Annotated in this window: 13 protein-coding genes; 8 read left to right on the forward strand and 5 right to left on the reverse strand. The window is 46.6% G+C overall.

The features are described from left to right. Window positions 1–113 precede the first annotated feature (113 nt). Window positions 114–764: a phosphoribosylanthranilate isomerase gene (locus tag QUB30_RS03580; RefSeq protein WP_333329173.1), complete on the reverse strand. Its 651-nt coding sequence runs from the start codon at window positions 762–764 to the stop codon at window positions 114–116. A 133-nt stretch (window positions 765–897) separates the two neighbouring features. On the opposite strand from QUB30_RS03580, the gene psaK reads away from it, so the two are divergent. From psaK to QUB30_RS03600, 4 genes are all read left to right on the forward strand, one after another. Further along, window positions 898–1,182 carry a photosystem I reaction center subunit PsaK gene (gene psaK / locus QUB30_RS03585; RefSeq protein ID WP_333329178.1) on the forward strand — a complete coding sequence of 95 codons (285 nt, stop codon included), beginning with the start codon at window positions 898–900 and terminating at the stop codon, window positions 1,180–1,182. 81 nt (window positions 1,183–1,263) lie between these two features. Further along, window positions 1,264–2,460, forward strand: coding sequence for a site-2 protease family protein (locus tag QUB30_RS03590; protein ID WP_333329181.1), 1,197 nt, complete (start codon window positions 1,264–1,266; stop codon window positions 2,458–2,460). A 179-nt stretch (window positions 2,461–2,639) separates the two neighbouring features. Further along, complete coding sequence (locus QUB30_RS03595) at window positions 2,640–4,595, forward strand: adenylate/guanylate cyclase domain-containing protein (protein WP_333329184.1); 1,956 nt, start codon at window positions 2,640–2,642, stop codon at window positions 4,593–4,595. A gap of 38 nt (window positions 4,596–4,633) precedes the next feature. After that, window positions 4,634–5,416 (forward strand): DUF928 domain-containing protein, encoded by a 783-nt coding sequence (locus tag QUB30_RS03600; protein WP_333329187.1) that lies wholly within the window; start codon window positions 4,634–4,636, stop codon window positions 5,414–5,416. Between the two features lie 47 nt (window positions 5,417–5,463). Here the strand turns inward: QUB30_RS03600 and QUB30_RS03605 are convergent, their stop codons facing one another. Next, on the reverse strand, window positions 5,464–6,255 hold the full coding sequence (locus QUB30_RS03605; protein WP_333329583.1) for a biotin/lipoate A/B protein ligase family protein: 792 nt from the start codon (window positions 6,253–6,255) through the stop codon (window positions 5,464–5,466). Between the two features lie 144 nt (window positions 6,256–6,399). On the opposite strand from QUB30_RS03605, the gene QUB30_RS03610 reads away from it, so the two are divergent. Then, complete coding sequence (locus QUB30_RS03610) at window positions 6,400–6,726, forward strand: thioredoxin family protein (protein ID WP_172188562.1); 327 nt, start codon at window positions 6,400–6,402, stop codon at window positions 6,724–6,726. Window positions 6,727–6,958: 232 nt separating this feature from the next. Continuing rightward, window positions 6,959–8,170 (forward strand): LL-diaminopimelate aminotransferase, encoded by a 1,212-nt coding sequence (locus QUB30_RS03615; RefSeq protein WP_333329191.1) that lies wholly within the window; start codon window positions 6,959–6,961, stop codon window positions 8,168–8,170. Window positions 8,171–8,446: 276 nt separating this feature from the next. Here QUB30_RS03615 and QUB30_RS03620 read toward each other — a convergent pair whose 3' ends face one another. Together QUB30_RS03620 and surE are read right to left on the reverse strand one after the other, a co-directional pair. Next, entirely contained in the window at window positions 8,447–8,845 is a 399-nt protein-coding gene (locus QUB30_RS03620; protein WP_333329194.1) for a hypothetical protein, read from the reverse strand. A 125-nt stretch (window positions 8,846–8,970) separates the two neighbouring features. Then, window positions 8,971–9,777 carry a 5'/3'-nucleotidase SurE gene (surE, locus tag QUB30_RS03625; RefSeq protein ID WP_333329198.1) on the reverse strand — a complete coding sequence of 269 codons (807 nt, stop codon included), beginning with the start codon at window positions 9,775–9,777 and terminating at the stop codon, window positions 8,971–8,973. 223 nt (window positions 9,778–10,000) lie between these two features. Here surE and pheS point away from each other — a divergent pair, with 223 nt between their 5' ends. Both pheS and QUB30_RS03635 read left to right on the forward strand, forming a co-directional pair. Next, window positions 10,001–11,005, forward strand: a complete 1,005-nt coding sequence (gene pheS / locus QUB30_RS03630; RefSeq protein ID WP_333329201.1) for a phenylalanine--tRNA ligase subunit alpha — start codon at window positions 10,001–10,003, stop codon at window positions 11,003–11,005. A gap of 321 nt (window positions 11,006–11,326) precedes the next feature. Further along, on the forward strand, window positions 11,327–11,566 hold the full coding sequence (locus QUB30_RS03635) for a hypothetical protein (protein ID WP_333329204.1): 240 nt from the start codon (window positions 11,327–11,329) through the stop codon (window positions 11,564–11,566). A 321-nt stretch (window positions 11,567–11,887) separates the two neighbouring features. Here QUB30_RS03635 and QUB30_RS03640 read toward each other — a convergent pair whose 3' ends face one another. Then, on the reverse strand, window positions 11,888–12,547 hold the full coding sequence (locus tag QUB30_RS03640) for a Uma2 family endonuclease (protein WP_333329207.1): 660 nt from the start codon (window positions 12,545–12,547) through the stop codon (window positions 11,888–11,890). Window positions 12,548–12,567 lie beyond the last annotated feature (20 nt).

Here is a 12,567-nt window from a genome sequence, read left to right on the forward strand (position 1 = left end):
AACTGCGGTTGCAACCGCTACTATACAAACGAAGTCTGCCTAGTCTACGGCAGGCTTCGCCCACGCCGACTAAAGAATGAATCCGATAAAAAGTGCGGATTTGGTATTAGCAATTAGCAATGACCGGCGACTTGAGTTAATTGAGCGAACAACTGAGCAACTTTGGTCAAATCTTTATCTCCCGGCGCTATTTCTACGCCGCTAGAAAGGTCTACACCGCTGAAGTTATAGCCGATCGCGCTATCAATTGCATTTAAAATATTATCCGCTGTTAAACCGCCCGCCAGCAGCCAAGGACACTGCGGTCTAAACTCTGCTAACATCATCCAGTCGATCGTTTTGCCAGTACCGCCGAGTTGATTGGGATGGTAAGCATCCAGCAGTAAAGTATCGACACTAACAGCGTAAACAGCCGCAGTCTCTAGAGTTTCACGAGTCTTAACTCTCAAAGCTTTGATAATTTCAATTCCCGGCAAAAACTCGCGCAGCCGATCGCAATATTCTGCTGTTTCATCTCCGTGTAACTGCACCCCGCTTAAATTTGACTCTGCCGTTACTTGACAGATGTTTTCTATTGTGGTATTTGCAAAAACACCGATGCGATCGACATTTTCCGGCAACTGCTCGACAATCAGGCGAATTGTTTGTGGGGTGACATAGCGGGGGGAAGCCGGCACGCAGATAAACCCCAAAGCCTGTGCTCCCAAGCGGGCGATCGCAATTCCTTGGTCTAATTTAGTGATTCCGCAAATTTTAACCCGCACTCCTAGTCCTCCGTTCCGAATTTGTATCAAAATATCAACGAATTGTTAACTATTAAAACAAATCTTAGTTTAATGCAAACCGCTTTTTATAATCTTGGAAATCAATTGATCTGTGAAATCAGGAGATAAGAACGTGATCAACTCATCTTTGCTGTTAGCCGTACAATCTACCGCTCCCTCAACGCCAGAGTGGTCGCCAATGGTAGGACTGACAATGATTTTATGCAATTTGCTGGCGATCGCGATCGGCTACTACGGCATAAACAAGCAAAACCGAGGCAAGGGCCCAGCTTTACCCGTTGCAGTCCCTGGAATGTTCAAAGGCTTCGGCATACCAGAATTGCTGGCAACAACCAGCTTCGGCCACTTGCTGGGAACAGGAGTAATTTTGGGCTTAGGAAACGCCGGAGTTCTTTAAAAATCTGGGGAAGGGGAAAGGCAAGGGGAAGAAAAGATATAATAGAAACTCTTTCTTCCTCTCCTTTGGCAGGGAAATTTCATGCAGACAGGTTGGCGAATCGGCTCTTTATTTGGCATCCCCCTAGTTATAGATTACTCGTGGTTTATAATTTTAGCCCTAGCAACCCGCCAATACGCCAGCAGTTACCGCTTGTGGGGGCCTGAGCTCTCCTGGAGTGCCGGGTTGGCAATAGCTCTGCTACTGTTTGCTTCCGTGCTCTTGCACGAACTAGGACACAGCTTGGCGGCAATGTCGCAAGGCATTAAAGTTAATTCTATTACCCTATTCTTATTTGGTGGAATTGCATCGATAGACTCGGAATCAAAAACTCCCGGTCAAGCTTTTCAAGTAGCCATCGCCGGCCCTCTCGTCAGCTTTGCGCTGTTTTTAATACTCGGTTTAGGCTCTCAAGTTCTCCCTCAGACAAGTTTGATTGCAATTGTGACAGAAAGGGTAGCAGAAATTAATTTAGTTTTGGGATTATTTAACTTAATTCCAGGCTTGCCTTTGGACGGAGGACAAGTTTTAAAAGCAGCAATTTGGAAAATTACCGGCTCTCGATTTGCAGGCGTTCGCTGGGCGGCAAAAACAGGACAAATTTTAGGTTGGCTGGCCGTTGCTTTGGGTCTAAGTTTATGCTTTTTAGCGCGCGAGTACGGCGGCTTGTGGATTGCGCTAATCGGCGGGTTTGGGATTCGCAATGCTAAAGCCTACAGCCGCTTAGCTTCCTTGCAAGAAGCCCTGCTCAAAATTAAAGCCAGCGATGCGATGAGCCGCGATTTTCGAGTGGTAGATGCAGATTTGACTCTGCGAGAATTTGCCGATCGATATTTGTTAGAAGTCAATCCGTTTCCATTTTACATTGCTGCGACCAACGGGCGGGATTTGGGCTTAGTGTCGATCGACGATATCCGTTTCACAGAACGCAGTCAGTGGCAAATTCAGACTTTGCACAACATTTTGAAACCCCTGGGAAAAACCCCCACAATCTCCGAAAAAGCATCCATAGCAGAAGTAATTAACAGCATGGAAGCCCGTCAACTCCCCCGAATCATCGTCCTGTCGCCGATTGGTTCAGTAGCGGGGACGATCGATCGGGGGGACGTGGTTAAAGTTTTGGCAAAATACCTCAAACCCCAGATTTCAGAAGCCGACATCAAGCGCAGCAAAGAAGAAAACAGCTATCCCCAAGGATTGCAATTAAGTGCGATCGCCAAAACCGCACAAGAAAACTAAAAATTTGGCATTAGTCAAACAATTTGGGATTTGGGATTAAAAGAATAAGAACCCCCGGATTCATCTGTGCGGGCCATGTAAAATCCAATTCGATTATCTCAAATCAAAAATCCCAAATTGTTTGATAAGTTAAGAGGTGGTGCATTTTTTCAAGGAAAGTTGAAAAAATAATTATCAATATGCCCAAATTTTTGCATCAATTTCATCATAAGTTGAAGGATAGAGGCTGGAGTTGGAAAAACTTAACTCATTCCTTCCCTTTCCCTGACTTGCAACCTCTTGCTATTATCTGGATTGTCGTGACGGGAACTCTATTGGGAGTGCGGCATTTAGGCGGGTTGCAGCCACTAGAATTAAATGCTTTCGACCTGATGGTGCAGTTGCGGCCAGATCCGGGCCCTGACCCCAGGTTGCTGGTAGTGACCATCACCGAGGAGGATATTAATACTATTGAAAAATGGCCAATTTCCGATCGCACTTTAGCAAAAGCGATCTCCGAAATAGCGCGTCTTGAACCCACAGCTATTGGCATAGATATGATTCGCAATATTCCCTACGAACCGGGGAATGCAGAATTAGTAACTCAATGGCAAAACCCCAAAGTAATCCCCATTACCTTGATCGGTAACTCTAAACAAGACCCAGCCCCACCACCTCCCAATATACCAGAAGAGCGGGTAGGATTTAACGATTTAGTCGTCGATCCCGACGGTATACTGCGTCGCAATTTGATGTACGCCAATAATGGTAAAACGACACTAACTTCATTCTCAATGCGACTAGCTTTTGCCTATTTTAACAGCAAAAAAATAGATTCTACATTGACCGAAAAACAAGAAATTCAGGCTAATAAAATAGTGTTTTCAAAATTGCGAGCTGACTCAGGAGGTTATCAAAACATTAATGCCGAAGGCTATCAAATCATGCTCAATTACCGCTCTCCTGAAAATATAGCAAAAACCGTGACACTAACTGAAGTTTTGGAGGGAAAAGTTGACCCGCAATGGGTGAAAGGTAAAATAGTGTTAATAGGCGTTACAGCTCTAACTGCTAAAGATTTCTTTTCCAGCCCTTACAGCGCTACTGCCAGCGGAAACCGCCCGATGCCTGGGGTATTAATTCACGCAACGGCTACCAGCCAAATTCTCAGTGCAGTTTTAGACGGCAAAGGGCTATTTTGGTATTGGGACGAATGGCAAGAAATTCTCTGGATCGCTGTTTGGAGTGCAGTGGGCGGCTGTTTAGCTTGGCGGCTAGAAAAATCGCTGAATTTGATCGCGATCGCGATCGCAGCTTGCGGTTCATTATTCGGATTCACCTTTTTTCTCTTCATGCAACAGGGGTGGATTCCTCTAATTTCCCCTGCTCTGGCACTTTTAGTCACCGCAGGAGTCGCAGTCACCTATAAGTACGAGCAGTCGAGGCAACAGGAAGGGATTGTGATGAAATTATTAGGACAACAAACTTCACCCGCGATCGCAAATGCCCTGTGGAAAGAGCGCGTCCATCTGCTCGAATCAGGGTTATTGCCGGGCCAAAAAGTTACTGCTACGATCGTCCTCACCGACTTGCAGGGTTTTAGTACAATCTCCGAAAAACTACCACCTGAAGTAGTAATGAGTTGGTTAAATGAGTATTTATCAGTAATGGCCCAAGAAGTCCAAGCACATCAAGGCGTGATTAATAAATTTACCGGAGATGGAATGCTAGCAGTATTTGGCGTACCCATTCCCCGCACCACTCCCGAAGAAATTGCCGAAGATGCTCGCCTCGCCGTATCTTGCGCTTTAGCCATCAGTTCCCGCTTGCCACAAATGAATCAAAATTGGCTCGATCGGGGTTTACCGTCCGCAAAAATGCGAGTAGGCATCTTTACAGGGCCTGTGATGGTGGGTAGTCTCGGAGGCGCAACCCGTTTAGAATATGGAGTGATCGGCGACAGCGTAAATATTGCCTCTCGGCTCGAAAGCTGTGAAAAGGATCGGCAAGAGGACACTTGCCGGATATTGATTGCAGAAGAAACCTTTCTGCATCTGGCAGACAAATTTGATGTAGAATCTTGGGGAGCTTTGCATTTAAGAGGCAGGGAACAAAAAGTTAATGTCTACCGGATTTTGGGAAGCAAAAAGAAATAAAAAGAGAGAATCTATCTCTAAAAATTCAGGGAGTTAATATGAAAACAATTACTAAGTTTTTCCTCAATCTGACATCAGTTTGCTCAATAGTATTGATAGCAACACTTAATGCTTCCCAATTAGCAGTTGTGGGACAGCCGACTCCAAAAATAGACGGCAAGCCAATCACTCAATCGGGAGGGCCGCGCTTCATTCAGCCCCGTGAAGATATCGGCGATCGCCCCCCCACTCAACCGAGACGGATTATTCGCGGTGGCTGCGGAAGTATTCGTCAGCTAGGTGTCACAGCTTTGGTGCCTAAAAATAAGATCGGACGGACTGTTTCCGACTATCCAACATTGTTTTTCTACTTACCTCAAACAGAGGCAAAATTAGCCGAATTTACCCTAGAAGATCAAAGCGGCAACCAGATTTATAAACAGGATGTGACAATTAGCAATTTATCAGGAGTGATCGGCATTAGTATCCCCGCTAACACAAATGTGCCGCCCTTGGAAGTAGGCAAAAGTTACCGTTGGAATTTTACAGTGATTTGCAACTCTCAAGACCGATCGAGCGATGAGATCGAAAGCGGTGTTGTACGCCGAGTTGAACTCAGTGCAGATATCCGCAGTCAATTAGAGAAGGCAGATCCGCGCCAGAAAACGGCTATTTATGCTGAAAATGGGATTTGGCAAGATGCCCTCAGCAATCTAGCTGCCGCTCGCCGCGCTAATCCTAACGATGCAGAATTAGCTGCTGATTGGAAAAGCTTGCTATATTCTGTGAAATTGGGCCAGATTGCCAAAGAGCCGATCGTTCAAACTCAGCCACAGCCATAGTTTATTACATAGTCTTAGGCGCATTGAGGCCGAGAAACCCGGTTTTTTTACGAAAATACTTCGTTCGAGCCCGCAGATTCGGCAAAAAACCCGGTTTCTTCGGTCAAATTGCGTAATTCGTGTATGCCAAGCCATTCCTCTTCTGAAAGCGGCTGCACTTCCAAATCAATCTCAAAACAGCGACAAGCCGCCGCAGTTAAAACATCAATCACAGTTGCAATCAAATCATTTCCCTCAGATGATAGAGGTAATTGCACAGGAATTAATTCCTCCCCAAACACTTGAGAAAACAATTTAACATCCGGTTGCAAACGCATCGAACCGTGCTGCAAAATAGCATCACCCCGTCGCAATTGCGCGCTACCAATTAACTTGCAGCCATCAGCGGTAACTAAATCCGCACCCGTGGCAGTACCAAAACAATTCGGATTGTGAATGTAACCCCTTCCAGCTTCCCCATAGTGCAAATCCAAACCCATCGCTCTCCAACCCTCAATCAAAAACTCGCAAATAGTCTGATAAGCTTTCATACGGCTGCTTCCAAATCCCGACGCCACAACTGCATAAGTTAAATCCCCTTGGTGCAGCACGGCGCGCCCGCCGCTGGGCCTCCTCACCAACTCCACAGGCATTCCCTGCCAAGACAACTGCTGCCAAAAATCCGGCCACCTGCGCTGGTGGTAGCCCAAGGAAATCGCCGCCGGTTGCCAAGTGTAAAATCGCAGAGTTGGGGGATTTTTGCCCGCTAGATGCTGTTCGAGTAGCCATTGGTCGATCGCCATCTGCACGCTACCAGACGCCGACAACAGTGGAATTAAACGCCATACAGAATTATCCATCAGTTCCCAGTCCTGAGTTTGCACTCAATAATTCGCAGAATGTTTTAAAATTAGTAACAGTTTTTTGGGCCTGTCTTGTCAGTTGGTGCAAGTTTTACGCCCGCCGGTGCTTTAGAAATAAATAGAAAAAATAATCGCAGAACCATGAGCAACAGTGTAATTGTCATTAACGACGAAAAATTTGAAACAGAAGTCCTGAAAGCTGAACAACCAGTGCTTGCCTATTTTTGGGCTAGTTGGTGCGGGCCTTGCAAACTGATCGCGCCTTCGGTAGACTGGGTGGCTGCCAACTACAGCGATCGGCTGAAAGTGGTTAAAATGGAAATTGACCCCAATCCTAATACTGTCAAGCAGTATAAAGTAGAAGGAGTCCCAGCTCTCCGACTGTTTAAAAATGCCGAAGTAGTGCTTTCTCACGAAGGAGCTATTACTAAACAAACTTTGATCGGTTTGCTCGACGCTCACTTATAAAGTTTGGATATGATTCGGGAGTTTCCAACTCCCAACTCACAATTATAGCAATCGCATTTTTTTTAAACATCTCTCTTTTCTCCTCGATATTCCTCTCTGACTCTGCGCCCTCTGCGCTCTCTGCGGTTATCAAAAACATTCACAAATCAAATAAGAATGCCCGAGCAAAAAATTAAATAATAATTTATCAATATAAAAAGATTCCTTAAAATCCCAAAAAGTTACAAAAAATATGCAATTTGCCAAACGTTTAGAGCCACTGCAATTTAATGTATTTGCCGATATGGATCGGGCGAAAACTCAAGCTAGAGCAGCGGGGCAGAATGTGATTGACTTGTCTCTGGGTTCTTCGGATTTGCCGGCCGCTGCTCACATTACAGATGCGATCGCACATTCTTTGTCGGACTCCAGCACCCACGGCTATTTGCTGTTTAACGGGACGAAATCTTTCCGGGAAGCCGCAGCTATTTGGTACGAGAAAAAATTTGGGATTTCAGTAAATCCAGAAACCGAAGTGCTGCCGTTAATTGGTTCCCAAGAAGGCACGGCGCATCTGCCTTTAGCTGTACTCAACCCCGGAGATTTTGCTTTGCTGCTCGATCCGGGCTATCCTTCCCACGCGGGCGGTGTGCATTTGGCCGGCGGTCAAATTTATCCGATGCCGCTATTAGCAGAAAATGCGTTTTTGCCGATATTTGAAGATATTCCGACAGCAGTGTTGGCTCAGTCGAAGATGATGGTTTTGAGCTACCCTCACAATCCTACAACTGCGATCGCACCTGTTGCTTTTTTTGAGAAAGCCGTGGCTTTTTGTCGCGAACACCGGCTAGTTTTAGTTCACGATTTCCCTTATGTGGATTTGGTGTTTGACGGTCGCAATTCTGCAATTGAGGCTGCTGGGAGCGAGGAAAACCGCAAATTGATGGCACCGTCAATTTTTCAGGCAGATCGAGATAAGAGTGTGGCGATCGAGTTTTTTACACTATCCAAATCCTACAGTATGGGAGGTTTTCGAGTCGGATACGCGATCGGCAATTCCGAACTAATTGGAGCACTGCGACAGGTAAAAGCAGCAGTAGACTTCAACCAATACCGAGGGATTTTGAACGGAGCGATCTCCGCATTAACCGGCCCCCAAGATACCGTCAGAACCAGCGTAGAAACCTTCAGAAAACGGCGGGATGCCTTTGTAAACGCCCTGCAGGGCATCGGCTGGCAAGTGCCTGTACCCCCCGCCACCATGTACGTCTGGGCGAAACTGCCGGAACCTTGGGCCCAAGATTCCGTGAAATTTTGCACTCAGCTAGTACAGAGTACAGGAGTTGCAGCTTCCCCCGGTGCCGGTTTCGGGAAATCAGGAGAAGGCTACGTGCGATTTGCCTTAGTCGAGTCGCCAGCAATTTTGGAAGCAGCAGTTAGAAAAATTGCTGAGTTTCTAAATTGAGCGATGCGATACAGCGTATCCCAGGTTGATGAAGGACACCCGCCTATCGGTCTATCCCCGCCGTAGGGACAAAGGCTTTCGCCGCGTCCCTTTGAGGCAGGGGTTTAAACCCCTGCCGGACTCGGGTTGTGACGTTTTTACGGACAAAAATAAGGGTACGGTGCCTAAGTCCCTACCCGCCGATCGAGATTGGTACAATTGCTAAACTATTGTGATTTATACCTAAAGGAATAGATATTTGCACGGAGTATCTGTCACAATTTATGTTGAGAAATGTTAACGCGAGGGATCTTGAGAATTGTCAGTTCCGCTCACCCACTCTAAAAATCCTTGAAATGAATGCTGTCGGGGCAGCGATTGTTCCGTAACCGAGAGCGCACATCCCAAAAATACGACACTGCCCAAAATTGCAATCAGCGGAAAATGCTTACCCAGCCCAAAGTCCCGCTGAAGTCGAGCTAACGGCCTGCTCTCGCGCCTGAGCATCTTTCCCACCGTCAGTTGTTTGAGACTAAAAGGATCGCGCACAAAATGACCGCTCCAGCTAATTACCAGATGAGAATGGCAGTGGGGACAAGTGAATAGTCCGCTGACCATTCCGACTGGGCCTACGACGCTGGAACGGTGGCAAATCGGGCAAGTGACAGAATGAGTGTTATAGGTGGGAGCGTTCATAACTGCTTTTCTTGAGTAAAAAACCAACAACCAATGGAGAGCCTGCGTTAACGCCTAGGGCATAGACCTGAAGAGGCACTTTTCCTTAATTCCTAGTTTACCGCTCGGATCGGGTCGATCGGAGCTCACTGCTTGGGAAAACCTTCAAATTGCCAATCCCGCAGCGAGTGCAAGTCGGGAGCACAGGTGAGATTGTATTGCAGGGGAGTTACCGTTATTCTGTTGTCGCGAATAGCTTGTACGTCCGTAGGAATATCATGCCAGACCGCCGCATCGGGGGCTTCTTCTACATCTTCTAACAATTCGCCAGCCAGCCAATAATAAGTTTTGCCGCGCGGATCGGTGCGCTTTTGAAATATGTCGAAATACCGGCGAATGCCTTGACGGGCGATCGCAACTCCGGTAATTTCTGCTTGTGTGACTGCTGGTATGTTGACATTCAACAGCACCGGTTTGGGCATTGGCTGTTTTTCCAACTGCGACAGCAAGGTGACAGCGAAATCCACTGCCGGCCCAAATTCCTGGGAAGTATAGCTCGCGAGGCTGAAAGCAATGCTGGGAATGCCTTCCATAATTCCTTCCATTGCGGCCGAAACCGTGCCCGAACAGATGATATCCGTGCCTAAATTGGGCCCGTGGTTGATACCGGAAAGCACAAAATCCGGCGGTTTGTCCAGTAAAGCCCACAAAGCGAGTTTCACGCAGTCGGCGGGAGTACCCGAACAAGCCCAAGCTTGGACTGAGGGATCGAAAATAGATTCGACTATTTCGGCGCGGATTGGTTGGTGCAGGGTGAGGCCGTGGCCGGTAGCGGAGCGCTCTCTGTCGGGACAAACTACGCTCACGTCGTGACCGGCGGTGGCGAGAGCGTTGGCGAGGCTGCGGATGCCTTGTGCAAAGATGCCATCGTCGTTGCTAATTAAAAGTTTCATTGAAATTTTTATAGGCCTGATAACAATACTAAACTAGATTCAAGGAGGACGATCGCTTTAACATCCAATTACCTATTACGAATTATCCGTAACTGCCCTCAATCTAAAATCTAAAATCTAAAATCTAAAATCAATAAGACTGTCGAACCAAAATTGCGCTAAACTCAGCTTGGCTCAAAACTGCCCTCAATCTAAAATCTAAAATCTAAAATCTAAAATCAAAATGACTGTCCAGCTAAGCGACATTGAAACTCAACTAGAAACCCTCGGTCAAGAGTCCAAAAGTGCGATCGCCACTGCCAATACTCTCGAACAACTCGAACAGTTGCGCGTCGGCTACCTCGGCAAAAAAGGCCAACTCTCTCAAATTTTAGGCATGATGGGCAAACTGTCGCCAGACCAGCGTCCCAAAGTAGGCGCGATCGCCAATACTGTAAAAGAAGCTCTGCAAGCCGATTTAGAAGACAAGCGCGCTGCCCTCCAAAGCGCCCAAATCCAAGCCAAATTAGCCTCAGAAACCCTCGATGTCACCATGCCGGGGATTTTTCGCCCCCAAGGTCGCGTTCACCCCTTAAACGCCGTCATAGACCGCGCTCTCGATATCTTTGTCGGCCTCGGCTACACCGTCGCCAACGGCCCGGAAATGGAAACAGATTATTACAACTTCGAGGCGCTCAACACCCCGCCCGACCACCCAGCGCGGGATATGCAAGATACATTTTACTTACCCGGAGGTGACTTGCTGCGGACTCAGACATCATCGGTGCAAATTCGCTACATGGAACAGCACAAACCGCCGATTCGGATTGTCTCTCCCGGCCGCGTTTACCGCCGCGATACTGTAGATGCTACTCACGCAGCCGTCTTCCACCAAATTGAACTTTTAGCAATTGATGAAGGTCTGACATTTACTGACTTGAAAGGCACAATTAAAGAGTTTTTGCGGCAAATGTTCGGGCAAGATTTGCCGATCCGTTTCCGCACGAGTTACTTTCCGTTTACCGAACCTTCTGCCGAAGTTGATTTGCAGTGGAACGGCAAATGGCTGGAAGTTTTGGGCTGCGGAACGGTCGATCCTAACGTTCTTAAAGGAGTCGGTTTAGATCCAGAAAAATATACGGGGTTTGCGGCCGGTTTTGGTGTCGAGCGGTTCGCAATGGTACTTTATGAAATCGACGACATTCGCCGGGTTTATGCTAGCGATTTGCGCTTTTTGCGGCAATTTTAAAGAAGGGCTTGGGGTCGCTTACAAGCTGCGTATAGAGGTGTTAGTCAATCGACATCAATCTTTCAGTTTCAAATAAGTGGACTTAAACAATTGACGGGGTGACAACCCCGTCAGAACATAGATACAGGGTATCCCAGGTTTATGAATTACACCCGCCGATCGATCGATCCCCGCAGGAACACGGCACTGCCGTATCTAAAGCTGCACTTCATAAAGCTGGGATACGCTGTATAATAAATGACATACCCCTGATGCCCCTCTAAAACAATGGTAGTGTATTGCGCCTGAGTATCATTATCGGCTCATCTTCAGCAAAAATCAGTGGTCAAGGGTCAAGCAAGCGATCGTACTAAAGCCAAAGCTAGAACTCAGCGGACTGACGATCGTTTACCAGTTCATAGTTTGGCAACCTTAGTAGCAAATGTGGTGGCGATCGCTCTCAATCAAATTCAATCGACTATCAGGGCTGCTAGTTTCACTTTTGATAAGATTATTGAACCGACCATAGTACAACAAAAGGCTCTAGATTTGCTTGGTATTTCTCTGATTTGTACCCAGTAAACCCGGGGGGGAAATCTTTAAAAGTCTTGCAATTCACGGCTTACGCTTTTTGTCAATTGGGGAAGTTCACTTTAAACAAAATACCATTCTCGCCCTCAGAAATAGTCAAGGCAGTGCGTGCGATCGCAAATCTGTTTTTATTGGATGCAATAGAACAGGAACAGATAACTTTGTTTAGTTTGAATCGCGTTTTGAAGCAGTATGTAAAAACTCAGTATCTTTCTAGCTGATATCCAATCAGGTTGATAAACGCGATATCCGTAGGGAAACGGCACTGCCGTGTCCGTGTCCGTACCCCTAGGAAACTGCTGTGCCGTTTCCCTACCGTAGCTGGTTCTGTAAGTGCGATCGCACCCATTCCCGAAACTCTCTAATTCTCGCATTCTCTCCCTTTTCTGAGTCTAGCTGCATAAACTCTGCGAGCTCTTTGACAGGAAACGAGCCAAATGCCAAACTGGTTTCCGACTTGATATAACCCGTATCATTTAAAATGTTAATTATTAGTTTTCCCTTCTTCCAAATCCAAACCTCCGGTACTTTTAATTCCGCATAAACCGCCCTTTTATGGATAGATGAGCTAGTCAAATCAATTTCCACAGCTAAGTCGGGCGGCGGGTCATTTTTTAGATCGATAGTTAACTTTCCCCGCATTAAAGATTCATTTTGGATATAAAAACATTCATCAGCTTCGTTGCCAGCTTTTTTCGGTTCCGAACGCCAAGTAGATGATTTCAAGCCGAGAATTTCAATCCCAATTTCCTCAGAAAGTGCTACAATTAGTCGTCCCAGAGTCCAGCTATACCTTTCATGTTCTGGTAAAGGTACCATAAGTTCTAACGTTCCTTGGTAATAAGTCATGCGCGGCGTTGAACGTTCCGCAAATATTTCTAACAAGTGTTCGTAGGTTTCCCAACTGATATCATGTAAAATCAGGTGAGAACCTGCAAGCTCTTCTTTACTGTACGCTAGGGTTTGAACCATTGCAAATACTCCACGAAAAC

Source organism: Microcoleus sp. BROC3 (assembly GCF_036702515.1).
Lineage (GTDB): Bacteria > Cyanobacteriota > Cyanobacteriia > Cyanobacteriales > Microcoleaceae > Microcoleus.

Coding starts and splice junctions, on each gene's coding strand:
- QUB30_RS03590 (WP_333329181.1), top strand. CDS start 1,264: ATGCAGACAGGTTGGCGAATCGGCTCTTTATTTGGCATCCCCCTAGTT.
- QUB30_RS03595 (WP_333329184.1), top strand. CDS start 2,640: ATGCCCAAATTTTTGCATCAATTTCATCATAAGTTGAAGGATAGAGGC.
- QUB30_RS03600 (WP_333329187.1), top strand. CDS start 4,634: ATGAAAACAATTACTAAGTTTTTCCTCAATCTGACATCAGTTTGCTCA.
- QUB30_RS03605 (WP_333329583.1), bottom strand. CDS start 6,255: ATGGATAATTCTGTATGGCGTTTAATTCCACTGTTGTCGGCGTCTGGT.
- QUB30_RS03610 (WP_172188562.1), top strand. CDS start 6,400: ATGAGCAACAGTGTAATTGTCATTAACGACGAAAAATTTGAAACAGAA.
- QUB30_RS03615 (WP_333329191.1), top strand. CDS start 6,959: ATGCAATTTGCCAAACGTTTAGAGCCACTGCAATTTAATGTATTTGCC.
- QUB30_RS03620 (WP_333329194.1), bottom strand. CDS start 8,845: ATGAACGCTCCCACCTATAACACTCATTCTGTCACTTGCCCGATTTGC.
- surE (WP_333329198.1), bottom strand. CDS start 9,777: ATGAAACTTTTAATTAGCAACGACGATGGCATCTTTGCACAAGGCATC.
- pheS (WP_333329201.1), top strand. CDS start 10,001: ATGACTGTCCAGCTAAGCGACATTGAAACTCAACTAGAAACCCTCGGT.
- QUB30_RS03640 (WP_333329207.1), bottom strand. CDS start 12,547: ATGGTTCAAACCCTAGCGTACAGTAAAGAAGAGCTTGCAGGTTCTCAC.